Origin of the sequence: Pseudomonas sp. Leaf127, from assembly GCF_001423155.1 — a bacterium.
Classification (GTDB): Bacteria; Pseudomonadota; Gammaproteobacteria; order Pseudomonadales; family Pseudomonadaceae; genus Aquipseudomonas; species Aquipseudomonas ovata.
In genome coordinates, this window is record NZ_LMOA01000021.1 from 729,168 (window position 1) to 750,688 (window position 21,521).

The 21,521-nt window shown below is 61.9% G+C and carries 18 protein-coding genes and 1 pseudogene; 6 read left to right on the forward strand and 13 right to left on the reverse strand.

Going from position 1 to position 21,521, the window contains the following annotated elements:
* Positions 1-175: 175 nt before the first annotated feature.
* Positions 176-1,111, reverse strand: coding sequence for a hypothetical protein (locus tag ASF84_RS16590; protein WP_056839902.1), 936 nt, complete (start codon positions 1,109-1,111; stop codon positions 176-178).
* A 180-nt stretch (positions 1,112-1,291) separates the two neighbouring features.
* Entirely contained in the window at positions 1,292-3,487 is a 2,196-nt protein-coding gene (locus ASF84_RS16595; RefSeq protein WP_056839903.1) for an OsmC domain/YcaO domain-containing protein, read from the reverse strand.
* Between the two features lie 223 nt (positions 3,488-3,710).
* Here ASF84_RS16595 and ASF84_RS16600 point away from each other — a divergent pair, with 223 nt between their 5' ends.
* Positions 3,711-4,613 (forward strand): LysR family transcriptional regulator, encoded by a 903-nt coding sequence (locus tag ASF84_RS16600; protein ID WP_056839904.1) that lies wholly within the window; start codon positions 3,711-3,713, stop codon positions 4,611-4,613.
* 2 nt (positions 4,614-4,615) lie between these two features.
* Here the strand turns inward: ASF84_RS16600 and ASF84_RS16605 are convergent, their stop codons facing one another.
* Positions 4,616-5,779 (reverse strand): porin, encoded by a 1,164-nt coding sequence (locus tag ASF84_RS16605; RefSeq protein WP_056839905.1) that lies wholly within the window; start codon positions 5,777-5,779, stop codon positions 4,616-4,618.
* 385 nt (positions 5,780-6,164) lie between these two features.
* On the opposite strand from ASF84_RS16605, the gene ASF84_RS16610 reads away from it, so the two are divergent.
* Together ASF84_RS16610 and ASF84_RS16615 are read left to right on the forward strand one after the other, a co-directional pair.
* Positions 6,165-7,457, forward strand: a complete 1,293-nt coding sequence (locus tag ASF84_RS16610) for an MFS transporter (RefSeq protein ID WP_082481646.1) — start codon at positions 6,165-6,167, stop codon at positions 7,455-7,457.
* Positions 7,458-7,481: 24 nt separating this feature from the next.
* Positions 7,482-8,657 carry a M20 aminoacylase family protein gene (locus tag ASF84_RS16615; protein ID WP_056839906.1) on the forward strand — a complete coding sequence of 392 codons (1,176 nt, stop codon included), beginning with the start codon at positions 7,482-7,484 and terminating at the stop codon, positions 8,655-8,657.
* Positions 8,658-8,690: 33 nt separating this feature from the next.
* Here ASF84_RS16615 and ASF84_RS29935 read toward each other — a convergent pair whose 3' ends face one another.
* The 5 genes and pseudogenes from ASF84_RS29935 to ASF84_RS16635 form a co-directional block, all read right to left on the reverse strand.
* Positions 8,691-8,825: a hypothetical protein gene (locus tag ASF84_RS29935; RefSeq protein ID WP_269084920.1), complete on the reverse strand. Its 135-nt coding sequence runs from the start codon at positions 8,823-8,825 to the stop codon at positions 8,691-8,693.
* A gap of 71 nt (positions 8,826-8,896) precedes the next feature.
* Positions 8,897-9,085: a hypothetical protein gene (locus ASF84_RS16620; RefSeq protein WP_056839907.1), complete on the reverse strand. Its 189-nt coding sequence runs from the start codon at positions 9,083-9,085 to the stop codon at positions 8,897-8,899.
* A 55-nt stretch (positions 9,086-9,140) separates the two neighbouring features.
* Positions 9,141-9,701 carry a GNAT family N-acetyltransferase gene (locus tag ASF84_RS16625; protein WP_056840183.1) on the reverse strand — a complete coding sequence of 187 codons (561 nt, stop codon included), beginning with the start codon at positions 9,699-9,701 and terminating at the stop codon, positions 9,141-9,143.
* Positions 9,702-9,745: 44 nt separating this feature from the next.
* Positions 9,746-10,147 (reverse strand): DUF1850 domain-containing protein, encoded by a 402-nt coding sequence (locus tag ASF84_RS16630; RefSeq protein WP_056839908.1) that lies wholly within the window; start codon positions 10,145-10,147, stop codon positions 9,746-9,748.
* Positions 10,144-11,913, reverse strand: a pseudogene (locus ASF84_RS16635) (TRAP transporter permease); the annotation flags it as partial. The pseudogene ASF84_RS16635 and the gene ASF84_RS16630, both read right to left, overlap by 4 nt.
* 103 nt (positions 11,914-12,016) lie before the next feature.
* Here ASF84_RS16635 and ASF84_RS16640 point away from each other — a divergent pair.
* Together ASF84_RS16640 and ASF84_RS16645 are read left to right on the forward strand one after the other, a co-directional pair.
* Positions 12,017-12,508, forward strand: coding sequence for a tripartite tricarboxylate transporter TctB family protein (locus tag ASF84_RS16640; RefSeq protein WP_056839909.1), 492 nt, complete (start codon positions 12,017-12,019; stop codon positions 12,506-12,508).
* An 11-nt stretch (positions 12,509-12,519) separates the two neighbouring features.
* Complete coding sequence (locus ASF84_RS16645; RefSeq protein ID WP_056839910.1) at positions 12,520-14,004, forward strand: tripartite tricarboxylate transporter permease; 1,485 nt, start codon at positions 12,520-12,522, stop codon at positions 14,002-14,004.
* 149 nt (positions 14,005-14,153) lie between these two features.
* Here the strand turns inward: ASF84_RS16645 and ASF84_RS16650 are convergent, their stop codons facing one another.
* The 3 genes from ASF84_RS16650 to ASF84_RS16660 form a co-directional block, all read right to left on the reverse strand.
* On the reverse strand, positions 14,154-15,521 hold the full coding sequence (locus ASF84_RS16650; RefSeq protein ID WP_056839911.1) for a glutamine synthetase family protein: 1,368 nt from the start codon (positions 15,519-15,521) through the stop codon (positions 14,154-14,156).
* Between the two features lie 53 nt (positions 15,522-15,574).
* A complete protein-coding gene (locus ASF84_RS16655; RefSeq protein ID WP_056839912.1) occupies positions 15,575-16,975 on the reverse strand; it encodes an aspartate aminotransferase family protein in 1,401 nt (466 codons plus the stop codon).
* Positions 16,976-17,158: 183 nt separating this feature from the next.
* Entirely contained in the window at positions 17,159-17,917 is a 759-nt protein-coding gene (locus tag ASF84_RS16660; protein WP_442963069.1) for an SDR family NAD(P)-dependent oxidoreductase, read from the reverse strand.
* A gap of 124 nt (positions 17,918-18,041) precedes the next feature.
* Between ASF84_RS16660 and ASF84_RS16665 the strand changes: the two genes are divergently transcribed.
* Positions 18,042-18,947 (forward strand): LysR family transcriptional regulator, encoded by a 906-nt coding sequence (locus tag ASF84_RS16665; RefSeq protein WP_056839914.1) that lies wholly within the window; start codon positions 18,042-18,044, stop codon positions 18,945-18,947.
* 161 nt (positions 18,948-19,108) lie between these two features.
* Here the strand turns inward: ASF84_RS16665 and ASF84_RS16670 are convergent, their stop codons facing one another.
* Together ASF84_RS16670 and ASF84_RS16675 are read right to left on the reverse strand one after the other, a co-directional pair.
* Positions 19,109-20,719 (reverse strand): gamma-glutamyltransferase family protein, encoded by a 1,611-nt coding sequence (locus tag ASF84_RS16670; RefSeq protein ID WP_056839915.1) that lies wholly within the window; start codon positions 20,717-20,719, stop codon positions 19,109-19,111.
* Positions 20,720-20,741: 22 nt separating this feature from the next.
* A complete protein-coding gene (locus tag ASF84_RS16675; protein WP_056839916.1) occupies positions 20,742-21,521 on the reverse strand; it encodes an amino acid ABC transporter ATP-binding protein in 780 nt (259 codons plus the stop codon).

Consider the following 21,521-nt stretch of genomic DNA (forward strand, 5'->3'; position numbering starts at 1 on the left):
GACGGCTCTGCCAGACGCAAAAAGGCGGGCCTCGCAAGGCCCGCCGCTCGGATCAATGCATGAACAGGGCGATCAGGATAATGATCGGGATGGGAACGCCGAGAAACCACAAGAGTAAGGAACGCATGTCTGTCTCCTGGCCCGGACAGTGCCGGGCAATGATTGCAATCGAGGCTTAGCCGAGGGTAGTACGGTCACGCACAACGGGGTCGTACGGGTCTTCGATCCATTGCGCACGGTCGCGCTGACGACCGCCGAACAACGCGGCAACGCTGGCGAAGAACGCCCCGCACAACAGCGCCACGAAGGTCCAAAGGGCCGTGTGGGCGGCAACGCTGGCGGCCGCGTCGGCGGCCTTTTGGGCCGCGACCTTGGCGTCTTGCGCGGCTTTAAGGGCTTCGGCATAGACCTGATCGACACGCTGCTCGGCTTCCTGCTGGCTCAGGCCGGTGCGTTGGGCCACGAACTGTGCCAGGTAGGTCCGGTCATCGGCGTTCAAAGCCGCATCGCCGGCCAGGGCCTTGTTGAAGATGCGGCGGGTCACGCCCTGTGCATCGGTCTGGCTGGCCTGGGACGGGTCAGTGCTGCGCAGCAGCTTGTCGACGAAATAACCGCCTTCGTCCTGGGCATTGGCAGCTGCGCCGGCAGCGGCTGCGCCACCGGCACTGATCACCGCACCAGCCGCCTGGCCGCCGGCCTGGGCCACGCTGCTGGCAGTGGCGCCGACAGTACTGGCCAGCAGCACGGCGGTCACCAGCGACGCGACCGCCCAGGCCAGGAAACCATGGCTGGTGTCGCGAAAATACACTTCGTCGCCATGCAGGTTGGCCCACTTCACACGCAGGCGTCCAGCCAGGTAACCCCCCAGGCCAGAGGCCAGGATCTGCGTGACCAGCAGCCAGACAATGGTCGAAACGCCCAGCGCCTTGGCACTCAGGCCTTCATTGGCCCATGGCGATGACGCCGCGAAACCCAGTCCGGCGCCGAGCACCAGCAGGATCATCGACAGGGCCGCCGCCGCCGCGGCACCGGCGAAGATCGCCGCCCAGGAGACCCCCGACTGGCTGGCCCTTTCAGGTGAGTAATCGGGGTATTGCACAGGTGTGATCATGATTGCAGGCCTTTTGCAGTTAATGATGTGGTCCATCACTGCTTTTGACCTGCCCGCTTCGCCAGATGTTTCAAAATATTAAGGCGCGCTGACGTAATGACGTTTACAGACACGCCTGTCAGCCAGAAACAAAAAAGCACCCGAGGGTGCTTTCATGCTTGATGCAGGGCGCTTATGCACTCAAGCCACCGTATTGGCGCGCGCCGCATGCAGTTTTTTATAACTGTCGACCAGTCGCAAATGCCGGTCCAGGCCTTCGAGTTTCAGGCTTGTCGGGGTCAGGCCATAAAAGCGTACGCTGCCGTCGATCGAGCCCATGACCGCGTCCATGCGCGGATTGCCGAACATGCGCCGGAAGTTGACGAGGTAATCGTCAATGTTCATCTCCTCGTCCAGCGTAACTTCCAGCGCCGCATTCAAGGCCTGGTAGAACAAGCCGCGCTCGACCGTGTTGTCGTTGTACTGCAAGAAGGCCTCGACCAGTTCCTTGGCCTCTTCGAATTTCTTCAGCGCCAGGTAGATCAGCAGTTTCAGTTCCAGGATCGTCAACTGGCCCCAGACTGTGTTGTCGTCGAACTCGATGCCGATCAAGGTGGTGATGGTGGTGTAGTCGTCCTGGTCGCTTTGTTCCAGGCGCTTGACCAAGGATCTGAGGCCGACAACGCTCAGGCTGTGCAGGTTGAGAATGTCGGCGCGGTACAGCAGCGCCTTGTTGGTGTTGTCCCACACCAGGTCTTCGACCGGGTAGATTTCCGAATAGCCCGGCACCAGGATGCGGCAGGCCTTGGCACCGATGTGCTCATAGACCGCCATGTACACTTCCTTGCCCATGTCTTCGAGAATGCCAAACAGGGTGGCGGCTTCCTCGACGTTGGCGTTCTCACCCTCGGCCGAAAAATCCCATTCGACAAATTCGACATCAGCCCTGGCACTGAAAAAGCGCCACGACACCACACCGCTGGAGTCGATGAAGTGCTCGACGAAGTTGTTCGGCTCGGTCACCGCATGACTTTCGAACGTCGGCGGCGGCAGGTCGTTCAAGCCTTCGAAACTGCGGCCCTGCAGCAGTTCGGTCAGACTGCGTTCCAGCGCTACCTCAAGGCTTGGGTGCGCGCCGAACGAGGCAAATACGCCGCCGGTGCGCGGGTTCATCAGGGTCACGCACATCACCGGAAACTGACCACCCAGCGAAGCATCCTTGACCAGCACCGGGAAGCCCTGCTCTTCAAGCCCCTGGATACCGGCCAGAATGCCCGGGTATTTGGCCAGCACTTCCTGCGGCACATCCGGCAGGGCCATTTCGCTCTCGAGGATTTCACGCTTGACCGCACGCTCGAAGATTTCCGACAGGCACTGCACCTGCGCTTCGGCCAGCGTGTTGCCGGCGCTCATGCCGTTGCTCAGGTACAGGTTTTCGATCAGGTTGGACGGGAAGTACACCACTTCGCCATCGGACTGGCGCACGAACGGCAGCGAGCAGATACCGCGCTTGGTATTGCCGGAGTTGGTGTCGTACAGGTGCGTGCCGCGCAGTTCGCCGTCGGGGTTGTAGATCGCCAGGCAATACTCATCGAGAATGTCGGCCGGCAGCGCACCCTTGGGGCCGGGCTGGAACCAGCGCTCGTCCGGGTAGTGCACGAACGCGGCATTGGCGATGTCCTCACCCCAGAACTGGTCGTTATAGAAGAAGTTGCAGTTGAGCCGCTCGATGAACTCGCCCAGCGCCGAGGCCAGCGCACCTTCCTTGGTGGCACCCTTGCCGTTGGTGAAGCACATGGGCGAATGGGCATCGCGGATGTGCAGCGACCAGACATTGGGCACGATATTGCGCCACGAGGCGACTTCGATCTTCATGCCCAGGCCGGCCAGGATGGCCGACATGTTGGCAATGGTCTGCTCCAGCGGCAGGTCCTTGCCGGCAATGTAGGTGCTGGCATCGCAGGCCGGGTCGAGCAGCAACAGGGCGTCGGCATTGGCGTCCAGGTTGTCGACTTCTTCGATCACAAATTGCGGACCGGCCTGCACCACCTTCTTGACCGTGCAGCGGTCGATGGAGCGCAGGATGCCCTGGCGGTCCTTGTCGCTGATGTCGGCCGGCAACTCGACCTGGATTTTGAAGATCTGGTTGTAGCGATTTTCCGGATCGACAATGTTGTTTTGCGACAGGCGAATATTCTCGGTCGGAATGTCGCGTGTGGCGCAGTACAACTTGACGAAGTAAGCCGCACAGAGGGCCGAGGAAGCCAGGAAATAATCGAAGGGTCCGGGCGCCGAGCCGTCGCCTTTGTAGCGGATCGGCTGATCGGCGATGACCGTGAAGTCATCGAACTTCGCTTCCAGTCGAAGGTTGTCGAGAAAGTTGACCTTGATTTCCATGCGGGAATTACCATCGTCGCGTAACACAAATTGGCGCGCATTATCCCGGTTTTACCGGCTCACGTCTTGTGCTTCCGGGCGGCGGCGATCTACCTGCACGGCATGACAGCGGCCATTCAAGCGCCCACTCGGTGGACGGCCCGCCACGAGCCCGGTGGATAGACGCCATTGCCCGACACCTGCTAAAAGGCTGGGCATTGAACGATCGGCCCCAGGAATAACAATGAAACTGCATCAACTCCGCGCGCTGGTCTGCATCCATGAAACCGGCAGCCTGCAGGACGCCTCGGCCGTGTTGCACCTGACGCAATCGGCCTTGAGCCGGGCGATCAAGGAGCTGGAAAGCGAGCTGGGCATTACCTTGCTGGTGCGCTCGAACAAGGGCATGAAGCTGACCGAATATGGCCAGCGCATGCTGGGCCATGCGCGCCAGGCCCTGGAAAGCGTGCGCCGTGCACGCCAGGAAATCGAAGACATGAAGGGGCTGGTGGTGAGTGAAATCACCATTGGCGTCACACCGGTGACCGCCCTGCTGCACCCGCTCAAGCAAGCGCTGGTCGAGTTTCAGCAGTTGTACCCGCAAGCCACGCTGAGGGTGCTGGAAATGCGCCCGACCCAACTGTTGCAGCACCTGCGTGACGGCCTGCTGGATTTCGCCCTGACCTCGCAGTTGCCGGCCAGCACCGTGGGGCTGGACTGGCAGCCGTTGTGCCGGGTCAAGGGGGCCGTGGTGGTGCGCAAGGACCATCCGTTGCGTCACGTCAAGTCGCTGCGTTTGCTGCAGCAGGCGCAGTGGATCAGTGTCGATCCACTGACTGACAGCCAGTCGCAGTTCAACCAGTTGTTCGAAGGCAGCGCCCTGGCCCGGCCGCGCAAGGTGTTCGAGTGCACAGCGATGAACCTGGCCATCAAGCTGCTGATCGACAGCAACGTAGTCATGACCATGAGCGAGGCGGCGCTGGGGCATGACCTGGTGGGCCTGAGCGACATGTCCAAATACCTGCACAAGGTCGAGATCCAGGAGCCGGTGCCCGACTACTTCGTCAATCTGGTCTGCGTCAACCGCAGCTTCCTGACCAAGACCGCCGGGCAGTTGTTCAGCATGCTCCAGGCACGGCTGCTCTGACTTCAGAAGTTGTAATACACCCCGACGGCCAGGTCTTGCGGGGTGTCGTCACGGGCGGCCAGGGGGATGGCGGCATAGGTCTGGCCTGCATCGCCCTGGTTGACGACCATCCCCGCACGGACATACACAGCGGTGTGCGGATTCAGGAAGTGATCGTAGCCTACCATCACACCCCAGGCATCGTTGTCGCGCCCCGGCACCTGGCGCTTGACCACCACGGCGCGGGCCAGGTGTTTGCCAACCGGTACCATCAGGCCGCCGGTGACCACATTCAGGTCAGGTACGGCAGCCGCGTCGACCGCCTGACGCTGCCATGCCAGGCTGACACTGAACGAACCGAAGTCGTACAGGCCCAGCAGGCTGTAATAGTCGTTGCGGGTCTGCCGGTCGGTCTGGGTCGCGGTGTCGTAGGGATTGCTGAGGTAGCGGTTATAACCGGCCAGCACCGCCAGGGTCGGGCTCCAGTAATCGAGCCGGACACCGCCGCCGCGCAGCATCTTGCCATCGGCGGCGGCATCGTCGAGACCGAAGGTCAGCATGCTGCCCAGGCTGAAGCCGTGCCACTTGGGCGTGGTGTAGGCCAGCGAGTGCTTGGGCCGCAAATCCAGTGCATAGGCGCCGGGCGCATTGACCGGCCGGCTCAATGAGCTGTAGGGCGACAGCTTGGCCACGGCCAGGAACGGGTCGACAAAGGACGGTGCATTCATGGCGAAGGTCTTGCCCAGCTCCAGCTTGCCCCAGCGCCGGGAGCGCACGGCCACGGCGGCCAGGCGCAGGCGGCTGACGTCACGTTTCCAGTGGCCGTCCTCTGACAGGGCGTCGTCGTCGAAATTGAAGCCCTGCTCCACCACCGCCTGCACCGCCAGGTCATCGCCCAGGGACTGGCGCGCAAACACGCCGACCTTGTTGGTCCACGCCCCGCCACCGCCGACCCGGGTGCCGGAGCGGCCACCGGAATCATAGGTGTCGACGTAGCCGTCCAGCGAGCCATAGACCTTGAAGGCATCGCCGTAGCCGGCGTCATTGACGTACGGGCCCAGCCCCGGCGCCAGCGCTTGCAGGCCAGGAAAACCGGCGGCCTGGGTGACCTGCGCATGACACAGGTAAACGCCGAGCACCACACTGCCCGACAGCGGGCGCCAGAACGGTAAAACGTGCAAAGCCATGAGCAACCACCTTGTGCTGAGTGAAGGTGGCCGGAGCATCCGCCACATCCACGGCACGCCCCCATTCACCTTTGCTCAAGGCCTTGAGTGAAATGACAGGCATCGCTCTGGGACGCGCCATAACCAAGCCCAAGGGGGTGACGGCCGTTTGCGGATGGCCACGAGGGCTCGCCAGGCGCGCAAAAAAGTTACCGATCCACTCACCGGTGCAGCACCGGGGTTGTGCACGTCGGGTCGTAAATGCCCAGTGACCGGCCAGGCGTATCACACCGGCCAGCCACGGCCAGTACCAACGCTCAGGGGCTTGCAGAAAAGCCAAGTGCAGATTGCCGGCGCATCGCCAACACTGCCGGCACACCCGCTCACCGGTTCAGGAAACAACCCGATGAAGACAACCCCAGCCGACCGTTTGCAGCCGCTTGCCCTTGACGACGCCGCCCGCAGTAAAACGCGCAAGGTGGTCATCGCGTCGTCTCTGGGCAATGGCCTGGAAATGTACGACTTCACCGTCTACAGCTTTTTTGCCGTGATCATCGGCAAGCTTTTCTTCCCGGCCGACTCGGAGCTGGCCTCGCTGCTGATGTCGCTGGCGACCTTTGCCGTCGGCTTTCTGATGCGACCGCTGGGGGCCGTGGTGGTTGGCCGGGTGGCCGACCGCCGTGGGCGCAAGGCGGCCCTGTCGCTGACCATCGGCCTGATGACCCTGGGCACTGCAATCATTGCCTTTACCCCGACCTTTGCCAGTATCGGCATCAGTGCGTCGGTGCTGCTGGTGTTCGGGCGGCTGTTGCAAGGCTTGTCGGCCGGCGGTGAAGTGGGCACGGCCTCGGCCTTTCTCATGGAATCGGGCCGGCGTGACAACCGCTGCTTCATGGTCAGTTGGCAAGGCGCCAGCCAGGGTGCGGCAGCCTTGGTCGGCGCGTTGACCGGGCTGGCGCTGAGCAGCAGCCTGAGTGTCGAGGCGCTGGAATCGTGGGGCTGGCGCATCCCGTTCATGATCGGCCTGCTGATCGGCCCGGTGGGGCTGTATATCCGCCGCAACCTGGATGAAACCCATCAGGACACCGAGGCCGTCACGCCCTTCAGGGCCTTGCTGCGTGATCAGGGGCGCACCTTGCTGCTGGGCATCCTGCTGATGGCCAGCACCACCGTGTGCATGTACATGGTGGTGTTCTACATGCCGACCTACCTGGTCAAGACCCTGCATTACCCGAGCCAGACTGCTTTTGCCCTGGTCGGCCTGGCCAGTGCCATCCTGGCGATCATCCCGCCGATCGCCGCACGCTTTGCCGACCGGCTGACACGCCGCAAGCCCCTGCTCTACTGGACCCTGGGCTTGCCACTGGTGCTGGTCTACCCCTCGTTCATGTTGCTGGGCGGCGACAACACCGTGCTGTTCATGCTGGCCATCACCCTGCTGATCCTGCCGATGGCGGTCGGGGTGGGCGCGTTCATGGCGCTGTTGATGGAAGCCTTTGCGCAATCGGAGCGGGCCACCGGCATGTCGATCATCTACAGCTTCGGGGTCACGATCTTTGGTGGTTTTTCACCGTTGCTGATCACCTGGCTGATCGGCGTGACCGGCAACCCGCAGACGCCGGCGCTGTACCTGAGCGCCACCGTGGTGCTGAGCCTGATTGCCTTGCGCCTGTACCCCGAACACCCCGGCCGCACCTGATCCCCCTGAAACAAGGAGCCTCTCATGACAAACCTGAGCTTGAAACCTTCGCCAGCGGCGACTGAACAGTTCATCCGGATTCGCCGTGACATCCATGCGCATCCCGAACTGGGCGGCGACACCCCACGCACGGCCGCGCTGGTCGCCGAACTGTTGGCCGGATGGGGCTATCAGGTGCACACCCGGGTCGGCGGCCAAGGCGTGGTCGGCGTGCTCAAGCGTGGCGAAGGCACACGCACCTTGGGCATCCGCGCCGACATGGACGCCCTGCCCATCCTCGAAAAGAACGGCCTGCCCTGGGCCAGCCGTCACACCGGCACGATGCACGCCTGCGGCCATGACGGGCACACCGCGACCCTGCTGGCAGCGGCCGAGCAGTTGGCACGCTCGACGTTCAACGGCACGTTGAACCTGATTTTCCAGCCGGACGAAGAAGGCCTGGCCGGCGCCCGGCAGATGCTCGATGACGGTCTGTTCAGTCGTTTTCCGTGCGATGCGGTGTATGCCTTTCATAACATGCCGGGGCTGCCGGTCGGGCAGGCAGTGGTGCAGGCCGGCGGTTTCATGGCGTCGTCCGAACGGGTCACCATTACCTTGACCGGGCGCGGCGGCCATGGCGCCATGCCGGAACGGGCCATCGACCCCACCCCAGCCCTGGCCTCGCTGGTCATGGCCCTGCAAACGGTGGTCTCGCGCAACCTGGCCGCTGATGAAGCGGCGGTGATCAGTGTCGGTACGATCCAGGCCGGCACGGCCTACAACATCATTCCGGAAACCGCGCAGCTGACGCTGAGCGTGCGCACCACCGCCCCCGAGGTACGCGAGCGGATCGAGCGGCGCATTGGTGAAATCGTCGACGGCCAATGCGCAGCGTTTGGCGTCAGCGCGCAGGTCGACTATCGGTTACTGGCTCCGGTGCTGGTCAACAGCGAGGAACAAAGCCTGCGCATGGCCGAAGTGGCGCGCCAGGTGCTGGGCGCAGCCAATGTGCTGGAGCGCATGCCGGTGCAACTGATGGGCAGCGAGGATTTCGCCTGGATGCTGCAGGCCCGACCGGGCTGCTACTTCGTGCTGGGCAACGGCCAGGGCGAGTTCACCGGTTGCTCGGTGCACAACGATCACTACGACTTCAATGACGAGGTGATTGCCCTGGGCGCAGCGTGCTGGGTGAAGTTGGTGGAAAGCTATCTGACAGCTTGATGGCGGTGTGGCGGATTCTAGAGGCGACGACCGTCAGTCGTCGTATTCATCGTCAAAGAAAGAATCCGCCGGTTCATATTCTTCGTCTTCGTCAGCCTCGTCGACGGCAAACTCGTGGTCGAGCAAGTGTTCGTGTTCGGGTTCAAAGGCGTCGTTGTCGGTGCTCATGGGGTTACCTGCCAGTCCAGAGGGTCAAGGCGTTCTATATAAGGCGCAGGTTATCCGGGGTCAACCGCCACTCAAGGGTTGCCGCGCCGGCGCCTGGCCCACAGTGCACTGGCGACCATGACCAGTCCCGGAATGAGCAGGCCCACGCCTGTGTAGGCAAAGGCCGGTTGCCCGGACAAGCCCACGGCAATGAAACCGGCGCCCATGGCAGTCAGGGGGCCGCCGGCGGCAATGAATGGGCTGGTCGCTGTCTTGCTCATGTAAATCCTCCTTGTCGAGCCGGTATTGAAACACATCATGCAAAGGCAACAAACGTCACCTGCAAAGCGCCAACGCCGCAGCATCGTCAGCCAGCAGGCTGTACTGATGCAGGCTCAGGTAATGTCCGCCCTTGAATTCGACGTCACGAAGCGTGCCTTCGCGCTGGAACCCCACTTTTTCAAGCAACGCCCAACTGGCCACGTTCTCAGGCTCGACATCAGCGTGGATGCGATGCACGCCCATGTGCCTGAACGCATGGCGCAGGATAACCGGCAGTGCCTTTGACAGATAACCCTGACGCCAGTACTCGGGCAGCAGCCAATAGCCGAGCTTGATACGGCGGTGTTCATGGCACTTGTCGTTCAGGCCACAGGCACCGAGCATGGCATCGCTTTCAAGGTCTGCAATGGCCCACCAGATGCCGGTCTTTTCGGTCAGGATGCGCTCGAACCAGCGCATCTGCTCATCCGTTGCTTCCAGGCTGGAATAAGAGACACCGTAGTGGGCCGTGACCACGGGATTGGATAAGCCCGCATACACGGTGCTCACCTCCTGCGGCCGGATTTTTCGCAGCCTGATTCTTTCAAGCACAAATTCTGGAAAGCTGTTCGACACGCTCAATACTCGTTGTTCATGAATCCCGGATCGACCTGGACAGGTCAGTTGGCAAGCGGCGCATCAACCGTGCACGCCCACAGCTGTATGAACGGCTGGCGGGCGTCCGGGGCGCCGATCCATTCGCTCAATGCCTGACACCCCTCAGTCAAGCACAGGAAATAATCGCCTGCCTCAGGCGTCCGACCAAGGTTCAGCGGTTGCAGGGGCGCCAGCCTGGGCCGGTAATGCCAGCTGCTGTCTTGCAGCCAGGCGTCGGCCGGGATTTCCATCCCGGCCCCGCTGCCCCGAATCCGGGCCTCCTGCAACAGCAGGCCGGTCTCGGTGACACGGTAGTCTTCCTCCCAGCGGATTTTCTCGATGGTGTGATGCCAGGCCAATGTGAAGCCGGAAACGGAAAGCTGGGCCCAGACTGCGCCGGCCAGGCCCAGGCACAGACCGATCATGCCCTGGCCAGCCCCCTCTGACGCGCGCGCCAGACGTGCTGCAGGATGACGACGATGCCCAGTGCAAAACCGATTTCATCGGTCAGCGGCAATGCCACCACCAGCAAGGCCCCGGCCGCAAAGCTAAGCAGGCGTTCCCATGCCGGCATCTTCTGTTGCAGGTAGCCGGTGGAGGCCATGCCCCACAAGCCCACCGCCAGCACGGTCTTGATCAGCATGTAGGCGGTCATCCACAGGCTGTCGCCCTGCAGCATCAGCGCCGGGTTGTAGACCGCCATGAACGGGATCACGAAGCCGGCCAGGGCGATGCGCACCGCCCACAGGCTGATCCTGAAGCCGGTCTCCTTGGCAATCGGGGCGGCGGCAAAACAGGCCAGGGCGACCGGCGGGGTCAGGTCCGCGAGGATGCCGAAATAGAACACGAACATGTGCGAGACGATCAGTGGCACCCCAAGCTCCAGGAGCGCGGGCGCAGCAATCGAGCTGGTGATGATGTAGTTGGGAATGGTCGGAATGCCCATCCCCAGCACCAGGCAGGTGATCATCGTCAGGATCAGCGACAGCAACAGGTTGTCACGTCCGATCGCCAGGATGTAGCCGGCAAAGGTCGAGGCGACCCCGGTCAGCGACACCACGCCGATGATGACGCCCACCAGGGCACAGGCGATGCCCACCGGCACCGCATGGCGGGCGCCGTCGACCAGCGCGTGCAGGCAGACCACCAGGGTTTCCCGACCGCCCTTGATGACCCAGCAGACAGCCACCAGCACGGCGATGACGGCAAAGATCACGCCGATACCCAACTGGAAGAAGCCCACGCACAGAATGCCCAGCGAAATCCAGAAGGCGCAGCGCAAGGCGAAGCTGGAGACCCGCAGGATGATGGCCGACCCCAGGATCACGATGGCGGTCAGGGCCAGCCCGACCATGCCGGAGAACAGCGGCGTACGCCCGGAAAACAGCAGGTAGACCAGCACCAGCAGCGGGATCAGCAAGTACCAGCTTTCCTTTACCGCCCCCAGCGCGCTGGGGCACTGGTCCTTGGGCAACCCTTTGAGATTCGAGCGCTTGGCCTCCAGGTGAACCATCCAGAACACCGAGCCAAAGTAGAGAATGGCCGGAATCAGGGCTGCCTTGGCAATCTCCACAAAGGGCACGTTGATGGTCTCGGCCATGATGAACGCCACGGCGCCCATGACCGGTGGCATCAACTGGCTGCCCATGCTGGCCGTGGCCTCGACCCCGCCGGCAAAGGCGGCCCGGTAGCCGAAGCGTTTCATCAGCGGGATGGTGAATTGCCCGGTGGTGACCACGTTGGCGATGCCGGAGCCGGTGATGGTGCCCATCAGCGCGGATGAGGCGACCGCCACCTTGGCCGGCCCTCCCAGCTTGTGGCCGAACAGGCCCATGGCGAAGTCGGTGAACAGCTTGATCATGCCGGCCTGTTCGAGAAACGAGCCAAACAGGATGAACAGGAAGATGTAGGTGGCCGAGACGTAGGTCGGTGTGCCGTACAGGCCCTCGGTGCCGAACGCCAATTGGTTGATGATCTGGTCGACCCCGTAGCCCCGGTGGGCCAGGTCGCCGGGCAGGTATTCGCCCAGCAGGCCATAGGCCAGGAACAGGCCGCAGATGATCGGCAGCGCAATGCCCATGACCCTTCTGGCGGCCTCGAACACCAGCACGATCAGGATCAGCCCGATCAGCAGCCAGTCGCTTACTACGGCACCGAGGACTCCAAACAGATCCTGGCCAAGACCCGCGAGGACTTCATGCAATTCAAGGACGTTTTGCGCAAGAAGTAATACCTGAAGCGGGCTGGCCCGAGCGCCAGCCTGCTTTGCCTGGCTTATATCCCGAGGTTTCCCGATGGCTACCTGCAAGAAAAAAGAGCTGATTATCGGCGGTGTCATGCTCGGCACCGCACTCGGTTATCTGCTGATGACACTCAAACTACCGGGGCACTCCGGCATTGATGCGGCCTTCGTTCCAGGCCTGTTGGCGGGGATGCTCTGCCTGCTGGCCGTGATCCAGTTGTTCAGTGCCTTCGCGACTGCGCAAGCGCCAGCCGATGATGTCCCGCATGTCGACACCGAGGACACGGGCAGCGCGATTGATGTGAAGACCGTGGTCAAGACCCTGGCCTTGATCGTGGGCTACATCGCCCTGATGAACCCGGTCGGCTTTCCGATCATGACCGCTGCCTACCTGTACCTGCAGTTCATGGTCCTGACCCCGGCCGACCAAAAGGTGCCGCACCTCACGTATGTCGTCATTGCCGTGATCACCTCGGCTGTCATTTACCTGTTATTCCGCGAGGCCTTCGATTTGATGCTGCCCGCCGGCCTGACCAACTTTTAGGAGTATCAAGCATGCTCGATTTGTTGCAGCAAGGCTTCGGTGCCGTCTTTTCGATCAACATCATGTTGTTGATGGCCATCGGCGTGGCCGTAGGCATCGTCTTTGGCGCCGTGCCCGGCCTGTCGGCGACCATGGCTGTTGCGCTGTGCCTGCCGCTGACCTTCACCATGGGTCCTCAGGCGGGGCTCTCACTGCTGGTCGCACTGTTTATCGGCGCCACCTCAGGCGGCCTGATTTCGGCGATCTTGCTGAAGATACCCGGCACGCCCTCATCGATTGCCACGGTGTTCGACGGCGGACCACTGATGGAACAGGGGCACGGCGTCAAGGCGCTCGGTATCGGCATTGTGTTCTCGTTCCTGGGCACCCTGTTCAGCATTGCCGCCCTGATGTCCATCGCGCCGCAACTGGCCAAGGTGGCCCTGCGTTTCGGCCCGCATGAATACTTCGCCATTGCCGTGTTTTCCCTGACCCTGATTGCCACGCTGTCGGCCGGCTCCATGGCCAAGGGGCTGTTCGCCGGTGCACTGGGCTTTGCGGTGTCCACCGTAGGGATCGCGCCGGTGGAAGCGATTCGCCGCTTTACGTTCGGCCTGCCCGAACTGAACGGCGGTTTTTCAATGCTGACGGTGATGATCGGCATGTTTGCCGTGGCCGAAATCATCAAGCTGGCCGAGAACGGCCGCTTTGCCAAACAAGGCAAGGCGCAATCGGTCAGCATGAAGAACATCAAGGGCTTCGGTTTTTCGATCAAGGAGTTTCGCGAGCAACTGCCCAACGCGTTTCGCTCGGGCCTGATCGGCCTGGGGATCGGTATCCTGCCGGGCATCGGTGCGGGCACCTCGAACCTGGTGGCCTACATCATCGCCAAGAAACGCGCCAAGGACCCGGAATCGTATGGCAAGGGCAACATTGGTGGGGTTGTCGCCAGTGAGACCGCCAACAACGCCGGTATCGGCGGTGCGATGATGACGTTGATGACGCTGGGCATTCCGGGTGACACCGTCACCGCGATCATGCTGGGCGGCTTCCTGATCCATGGACCGCTGGTCTACACCATCTTCGCAGCACTGATCGTCGCCACGTTCATGATGCTGTTCATGGAGTTCTACGGCCTGCGCCTGTTCATCAAGCTGCTGGATGTGCCCAAGCACATTCTGCTGCCGATCATCCTGGTGCTGTGTGTCGTGGGTGCCTTCGGCTTGTTCAGCCGCCTGTTCGATGTCTGGTCGATCCTGCTGTTTGGTGTGTTGGGGTATGGTTTCGACAAGGCCGGCATGCCGGCGGCGCCGTTCATCATCGGCTTTATTCTCGGGCCGATGGCTGAAACCAACCTGCGCCGCGGCCTGATGCTGTCGGACGGCAACTTCATGGCTTTCCTGTCGAACCCTATCGCCGCCTCGTTCCTCGGCTTGGCGTTGGCGTTTATCGTCTGGCAGGTGTACAGCGCCATGCGCCCGAAAAAGAGTGCGATCGACGAGATACTGCGGACCTGAGGCATGAAGATTCGGGGCCTGTAGAAACGCTTACGCATGATGCATAAAAAACTCGCTGATTCAGCGAGTTTTTTTATGGTGCAGTTTTTTACGGTTCAGAAGCCGCTGATGTCAGCAGTCCATCCCACGTCATGCTGACGGACCGACGTTCAGGCGTGAGCAAGGTACCAGCGCCAGTCCTGCTCTGTGACTTCAGCGTTGAATGTACGGAGCTCGCGCCACTTGATCGCCAGGAACACCTTCAGGAATTCAGCGCCCAGCGCCTCGCGTGCCCATGCTGAACGTTGCAGCGCCTGTAATGCGGTAAGCCAGTCGGTGGGGAGAAAGTCGGTCGCTTGCTCATAGCCATTGCCTTCAGTTGCCGCGCCCGGATCGCTTTGATGAGTGATGCCGTGGTGAATGCCTGCCAGTACGGCGGCAGCGGCGAGATAGGGGTTGGCATCGGCACCGCAAATGCGGTGCTCGATGTGCCGGCTTATCGCGGGGCCACCGGGCACACGCAACGACACCGTACGATTGTTGACGCCCCAACTTTTGGCCAGCGGCGCGTAGCTACCGGTCTGGAACCTGCGGTATGAATTGGCATGGGGGCAGAATATCGCCAGCGAGTCCAACAAGGTGGCCATCATCCCGCCAATGGAGTGACGCAACAGCGGCGTACCCTGGGGGTCATCGCTCGCATACAGGTTGTTACCCTGCGCGTCGGCCAGACTCACATGCAAATGCAGGCCGCTACCGGCCTGATCGCCGAATGGCTTGGCCATGAAACATGCTTGCAGCCCGTGTCTGTTGGCCACGCCTTTGACCAGGCGCTTGTAACGTACGCCTTCATCAATGGCCTGGAGTGCGTCGAAACGATGCTCAAGCGTCAGCTCGAACTGGCCTGGCGCATACTCGGAGATTGCCGTACGCACGGGTAACCCCTGGACGGCGCAGGCCGCGTAGAGGTCATCAAGAAACGGTTGATACTGCTCCAGTTCGTACACGCCATACACCTGCGGGGCAACAGGGCGTACACCATTGGCTTGCAACGCCGGCTGCGGCCGACCGTTGGCGTCGCGCTGCCGGTCCAGCAAGTAGAACTCCAACTCAACCGCCATCACCGGATGCAAGCCATCGGCCTTGAGCCGCTCGATGGCCTGCACCAACACATGGCGCGGGTCGGCCGGTGCGGCGGGCATCCCTTGGGTCGGGTGCATGCTGACCTGCACTTGACCGGTGGGGCTGCTGCGCCAGGGTTGCAGGGTCAGGCTGCCCGGCAAGGGGTACGTCCAGCAATCCGCGTCAGCGACATCCCAGACCAGGCCGGTGTCGTCTACGTCCTCGCCCTGCACGGTCAGGGCAAGGATGGAGCTTGGCAGGGGCCGACCATGCTCGTAGATCGCCAGTAGCTCGTCGCGATGCAACAGCTTGCCTCGTGGAACACCATTGGCATCGATCAGGAATAACTCGATGCTCAGAACTTCAGGGTGAGCGGCCAGAAAATCCTGGGCCTCTTTTTTATCAGCATATTGCATGTCACACCTCTTGGCGCTCATTCAAACGGATTGGCATTCGAGAATCGTGGCGTTCATGAAGGCATGACCCGCGCCCCGGGAATGGCAAGCAACGTGGTGAGCGCGTTATCCAACTCACCGATCAGCCTGTCGATATCGGCCTCACTTGTCTGTGGGCAGCACAGGGTCATGTTGTGAAAAGGCGTGATGAGGATGCCGCGATTGATCAGGTACAGGTGCAGGGCCATTTGCAGGCTGTCATGAAAGGCCGCCTCGGCCTGGGCGCCGGTTCTGGGCGAGGTGGCACAGAATTGAAACTCACAGCGAGCCCCCAACTCGGTAACAGACCAATCCAGTTGGTGGCGTTTGAACAACGCTCGAAATCCCTGCGCCAGCCTTGAGGCCAGGGGCAGCATGTACAGGTAAGCTGATTCGGTCATGACCTCTTCGAGGCTGACGCGCATGCAACGCATGGCCAGCGCATTGGCGGACAGCGTTGTTCCCATACCGCTGTGGCCATGCCCGCTACTCTCTTCACTGACAGTTTTCTGCACATCGCGCATGGCCAGGGCAACCTGCTCGGTCACACCAAACACCGCGCAAGGTATGCCTCCCGCGATGGGCTTGCCCACCACGAAAAAGTCGGGTTTCAAGGCCCATTGGCGGGTGCATCCACCCAGGCCTGTGGAAATAGTGTGGGTCTCATCAATGACCAACAGGCTGCCGTATTTGAGGGTCAACTCTCGGCACTTCTGCATAAACCCCGGATCGGGCAGCACCATGCCTATGTTCGTCATCGCCGGCTCGCACATCAGCGCGCACACATCGCCCTGGGCTAAAGCAGCCTCCAGTGCGTCGACATCGTTGAAGGGGATGGATCGACTGTATTGCGTCAAGTCGTAGGCCTGGCCTACAAGACCTGGCCGGTGCACGGTCTTGCCGGCGCGGTAGCGCACCATGACGTCATCCACAGTACCGTGATAGCAGCCGTCGAACACCAGCAAGACGTTGCGTTTGGTAATCGCGCGCGCCCAGCGCAGCACATAACGATTGGCGTCAGTCGCATTGGCGGTCACCTGCCAGTAAGGCAGCCCGAATCGCTCAGCCAGCAACTCGCCGCAGACCACCGCGTCTTCACCAGGCAGCATCGTGGTCAGGCCGTTATCGGCTTGCTCGGCGATGGCGCGGGCAACAGGATCAGGTGAGTGACCAAACATGGTGCCTGTATCGCCCAGGCAAAAGTCGATGTACTCATGCTCGTCAACATCCGTGAAACGTGCACCCTTGGCACGTTTGACAAACAGCGGCGACGGCATTGACCAGTCGCTCATCCAGTGCATGGGCACACCGTTGAACAGATTCGCCCTGGCACGCCTGGCCAGCGCCATTGATGCCGGGTTACGTTCAATGAAGCGGGCACGCTCGGCTACGGTAAACGCAGCAATCGCCGATTCACAGATTCCACTGTGGGACATGATCAAACTCCTCTATTGATGATTAACTTGATTGAACGTCGCGATGGCTCAAATAAAAGACACGCCACCGCCACACGCAGGCGCTTCTTCGTGCGTGAACAACTAAAAACCGGGCTCTTGCAACGTGCCTATTCGCCGTGCGAACGTAACCTGAGCGTCAGGAATAAACCGATGCCACTTGAATCAGGCGTAAGGCGCCTTGTTTTCGATCAGGCTGTTTCCGCCATCCACCACCAGCACTTCACCGGTGATGTAACTGGCCTCAGGCGACGCCAGAAAGGCCACCGCGGCCGCCACTTCGCGGGGGCTGCCCGCCCGCCCTATCGGGGTAAAACACCCCGCCTCGGCCTCAACCGGCGTGGTTGATCCGGTGGTGATCCAGCCGGGAGCCACGCTGTTTACGGTGATTCCCTGCCTGGCGACTTCCAGTGCAAGTCCCATGTTCATGCCAACCATTGCGGCCTTGGCGGCGCTGTAAGCGGCTTCGCCGGGGTTGCTGCCCCGGATGCCCGTGGTCGAACTGATATTGATAATGCGACCGTAACGTCGCGCGCGCATGCCGGGCAACACGGCGCGGGTCAGCAGAAAAGCGGTCGTCAGGTTTCTGGCCAGTGAAAGGTTCCAGTCATGCAGTGGCATAGCCGCCAGTTCCGAGAATGTTTCAGGGCTGCCTTGCATGGCCATGCCGGCATTGTTTACCAGAATGTCGACACGCCCCCACACTGACGCAGCCCACAGGCTCAATTCACGTACCTGATCTTCATCGGTGAGATCGGCTGGTCGGCCTTCGACTTCAAACCCTTCAAGGCGTAGTTCTTCAACCCGATCCGCGATGCGCATGCTGCTGGCCGTAATGATCAACTTCGCCCCGCAGGCACCCAGCCGGCGCGCAATAGCCATGCCGATCCCGGCTTCACTCCCGGCCCCACTGACCAGTGCCACATGCCCCTGCAATTCAGAAACCGACACGGTGTGCTCCTGCGCATTAACGTTGAAAGAGAGTAGAAAGTAGGCCAACGAACCTGATACATAAAGACGATCATTATCAGAACATCTGACAACCCCTATGGCCTTTACCAGTGAGTCACTTAAAGTTTTTCTCTCGGTCGTCGACAGCGGATCCTTTTCTGCCGCCGCACGAAAGTTGGGCCGGGTGCCTTCGGCCATCAACATGGCGGTGTCGCAGCTTGAAGCAGAGCTGGATCTGTTGCTTTTTGATCGCTCCACCCGCAAGGCCATTCCGACAGCCGCCGCCAAGGCACTGGAGCCCCAGGCACGCCAGGTCGCCAGCCAGTTGAACCTGCTGGACGCCCATGCGCTCCAGCTTCATAAGGGGCTGGAGGAGCGCCTGGTCCTTGCCATGGCGCCGGAGTTGCAAACCGGCATCTGGAATCGTCCGCTGTCCATCATTGCCAGGGAGTTTCCCACGCTGGCCATCGAGATTCGCTCTGCGTCCCATCCAGAGGCGATGCGCATGCTGCATGAAGGGCGCGTGCAACTGGCACTTGGCTTCGAACGACCCGGGCTGGACGAGCGGGAGACGTTTCTTGAAGCGGGGAGCCAGTTGTTGGTCGCCGTTGCCTCTCCGGATCATCCCGCAGCCGCCGGCAAGCAAAGCCCCTTGACCGAGGAGCAACTGGTGAACGTGCGGCAGATTATCGTCGCGACGGGAGGACCTGCAGACTCTGACCCACGTGTTGTGCTGTCGCGGCGGATCTGGCACAGCGACAGTTACCTGGCCACGCTGGACCTGGTGCAGCAAGGCCTGGGCTGGGCTTATCTGCCACAACCGCTGGTACAACCGCTGATCACGTCGGGCGCATTGACAGAAGTGGTGTTTGACTACATGCCGAGTCAGATGCGGTTATGGGTCGACATCATCTGGGTAAAGAACCGGCCCCTGGGGCTGGGCGCACGGCGTTACCTGAGCCTGATGCGCGAAATGGCCGAGGGCGAGCCCCGTCGTGTCTGACGGGCAGACATCCTGAGCCCACCTGTGGATAGAGAATGGGCTCAATCCTTGCTCCGGTGCACGCCAACCCATCATCGCGAACATCAGGCAACTCATGACGGATGTTCGGGTACCGCTCCGAACCGCTCCAGCATCCGGGGCATCAGTGCCTGTGCCGCCGCTTACCAGACCGCAATATGCGAATCCGCCCGTGGTTCGGTGCCCCCGCACAACACCCCGGTGACCGGGTCGCGCAAGATGATCTGCCCGCGCCCATAGTCGGTCAGGTCGCTGTCGGTCTGCACCTTGTGACCGCGCCGTGCCAGCGCATTGACCAGGTCGCGCGAGGCGCCATGTTCGATGCCGACCTTCATGTCGCCCAGCCATTGCCAGCGCGGCGCGTCCAGTGCTGCCTGGGGGTTAAGGCCGAAGTCCACCAGGTTCATCACCATCTGCACATGGCCCTGGGGCTGCATGTAGCCGCCCATCACGCCGAACGGCCCCAAGGCCTGGCCATCCTTGCTGAGAAAGCCGGGGATGATGGTGTGGAAGGTTTTCTTGCCCGGGGCCAGGCAGTTGGCGTGCGTCGCGTCGAGGCTGAATTCCTGCCCGCGATTTTGCAGGGCGATGCCGCTGTCGGGCAGCACCACGCCAGAACCGAAGCCGTGGTAGTTGCTCTGGATGAACGAAACCATATTGCCTTCGGCATCCGCCGTGGCCAGGTACACCGTGCCGCTGGCATGGGGATCGCCAGGCCTGGGCGGCTGGGCCTGCTCGCCAATCTGGCCACGGCGGCGGGTGCTGTAGCCGTCGCTGAGCAGGTCGGCCACGGCCATGCGCATGTGCGCAGGGTCGGTGATGTAATGCAGGCCGTCGCTGTAGGCGAGTTTCATCGCCTCAAGCTGGCGATGCCAGGTGTGCTGGCTGTCGCGGTGATCGAAGCTGAAGCCTTCGAGGATCTTCAGCGCCATCAGGGCGACCAGGCCCTGGCCACTGGGCGGGATTTCCCAGACGTCGACGCCACGGTAGTTGATGTGGATGGGCTCGACCCATTGCGCGCGGTAATCCTTGAGGTCGCAGGCACGCAGGTAGCCGCCGCTGGCGCGGGAATGAGCCTCCAGGCGCTCGGCCAGGGAGCCTCGGTACAGGCTTTCGCAGCGAGTGGCAGCCAGCTCTTCCAGGGTGCGGGCCTGGGCCGGGTTGCGGAAGATTTCCCCGGCGCGTGGCGCACGGCCATCGATCAGAAAGGTGTCGAACCAGGCCTGCAGCACGTCGTCGCGGTGCGGGCTGAACTCGTTCAAGGCGATCTGCCATTGATGGGCAACCACCGGCGACAGCGGGAAACCGTCGCGTGCCAGGCTGATGGCGGGTTGCAGCAATTGGGCAAAAGGTAATTTGCCAAAACGTTGCGACAGCTCCGCCCAGGCCGATGGGCAGCCAGGTACGGTCACCGGTGTCCAGCCATACAGCGGCATCTGCTCATGCCCGGCCGCCTTGACCTTTTCGATACTCAAGGCCGCCGGGGCATGGCCGTTACCGTTCAGGCCATGTAACTGCCCCTTGCACCAGACCAGGGCGAAGGCATCGCCACCCAGGCCACAGCCCGTCGGTTCCACCACTGTCAGGGCGGCGGCCGTGGCGATGGCCGCGTCGATGGCGTTGCCGCCCTTTTGCATGATTTCGATGCCCGCCTGTGCGGCCAGCGGCTGGGATGCAGCGACCATGCCGCGACGCGCGAACACACTTTGGCGTTGCGACGCATAGGGGTATTCGTGAGCAGAGAATTTCAACATGGCAAAGGCCCTTCAAGAAAAGTCATAACACGCGGCTGAGAAAGGCCCGGGTACGCGGATGGCTGGGGCAGCTGAAAATCTGCTCCGGCGGCCCCTGTTCAATCAGTTCACCTTGATCGAGGACCACCACCCGGTCGGCCACTTCACGGGCAAATCCCATTTCATGCGTGACCACGACCATGGTCATGCCCTCCTCTGCCAGTTCCTTCATCACCTGCAAGACCTCACCGACAGTTTCCGGGTCAAGGGCGCTGGTGGGTTCGTCGAACAGCATGGCCTGGGGTTTCATTGCCAGCGCACGGGCGATCGCCACCCGTTGCTGCTGGCCGCCAGAGAGCATCGACGGGTAATGGCCGGCCTTGTCCGCCAGGCCGACCCGCGCCAACAGACCGTGAGCCTGCTCCAGTGCCTGGGCACGCGGCACGCCGAGCACCTGGATCGGTGCTTCGATGATGTTTTCCAGCGCGGTCATGTGGGTGAACAGGTTGAAGCGCTGGAACACCATGCCGATGTCGCGGCGCTGGCGGGCGATGTTGCGCTCAGAATCGCGCACAAGGCTGCCATCGCTGCGCTCGCGATAGCCCATGGCGCGGCCGTTGACACGGATACGCCCGCCCTGGACGTCTTCAAGCAGGTTGATGCAACGGATAAAGGTGGTCTTGCCAGAGCCCGATGCGCCGATCAGTACCACCACCTCGCCGCGGCGTACTTGCAGGGAAATACCCTTGAGGATCTGCAACGTGCCAAACGACTTGTGGATGTCCAGTGCCTCGATGATCAACTCGTCACTTTGGTGCGCCAT

Excerpts from the sequence above, each read along its gene's own strand:
- ASF84_RS16655 (WP_056839912.1), bottom strand. The coding sequence starts at position 16,975 with ATGTCCCACAGTGGAATCTGTGAATCGGCGATTGCTGCGTTTACCGTA.
- ASF84_RS16670 (WP_056839915.1), bottom strand. The coding sequence starts at position 20,719 with ATGTTGAAATTCTCTGCTCACGAATACCCCTATGCGTCGCAACGCCAA.
- ASF84_RS16665 (WP_056839914.1), top strand. The coding sequence starts at position 18,042 with ATGGCCTTTACCAGTGAGTCACTTAAAGTTTTTCTCTCGGTCGTCGAC.
- ASF84_RS16620 (WP_056839907.1), bottom strand. The coding sequence starts at position 9,085 with ATGAGCAAGACAGCGACCAGCCCATTCATTGCCGCCGGCGGCCCCCTG.
- ASF84_RS16650 (WP_056839911.1), bottom strand. The coding sequence starts at position 15,521 with ATGCAATATGCTGATAAAAAAGAGGCCCAGGATTTTCTGGCCGCTCAC.
- ASF84_RS16590 (WP_056839902.1), bottom strand. The coding sequence starts at position 1,111 with ATGATCACACCTGTGCAATACCCCGATTACTCACCTGAAAGGGCCAGC.
- ASF84_RS16600 (WP_056839904.1), top strand. The coding sequence starts at position 3,711 with ATGAAACTGCATCAACTCCGCGCGCTGGTCTGCATCCATGAAACCGGC.
- ASF84_RS16640 (WP_056839909.1), top strand. The coding sequence starts at position 12,017 with ATGGCTACCTGCAAGAAAAAAGAGCTGATTATCGGCGGTGTCATGCTC.
- ASF84_RS16615 (WP_056839906.1), top strand. The coding sequence starts at position 7,482 with ATGACAAACCTGAGCTTGAAACCTTCGCCAGCGGCGACTGAACAGTTC.
- ASF84_RS16675 (WP_056839916.1), bottom strand. The coding sequence starts at position 21,521 with ATGGCGCACCAAAGTGACGAGTTGATCATCGAGGCACTGGACATCCAC.
- ASF84_RS16605 (WP_056839905.1), bottom strand. The coding sequence starts at position 5,779 with ATGGCTTTGCACGTTTTACCGTTCTGGCGCCCGCTGTCGGGCAGTGTG.
- ASF84_RS16630 (WP_056839908.1), bottom strand. The coding sequence starts at position 10,147 with ATGATCGGTCTGTGCCTGGGCCTGGCCGGCGCAGTCTGGGCCCAGCTT.
- ASF84_RS16595 (WP_056839903.1), bottom strand. The coding sequence starts at position 3,487 with ATGGAAATCAAGGTCAACTTTCTCGACAACCTTCGACTGGAAGCGAAG.
- ASF84_RS16610 (WP_082481646.1), top strand. The coding sequence starts at position 6,165 with ATGAAGACAACCCCAGCCGACCGTTTGCAGCCGCTTGCCCTTGACGAC.
- ASF84_RS29935 (WP_269084920.1), bottom strand. The coding sequence starts at position 8,825 with ATGAGCACCGACAACGACGCCTTTGAACCCGAACACGAACACTTGCTC.
- ASF84_RS16645 (WP_056839910.1), top strand. The coding sequence starts at position 12,520 with ATGCTCGATTTGTTGCAGCAAGGCTTCGGTGCCGTCTTTTCGATCAAC.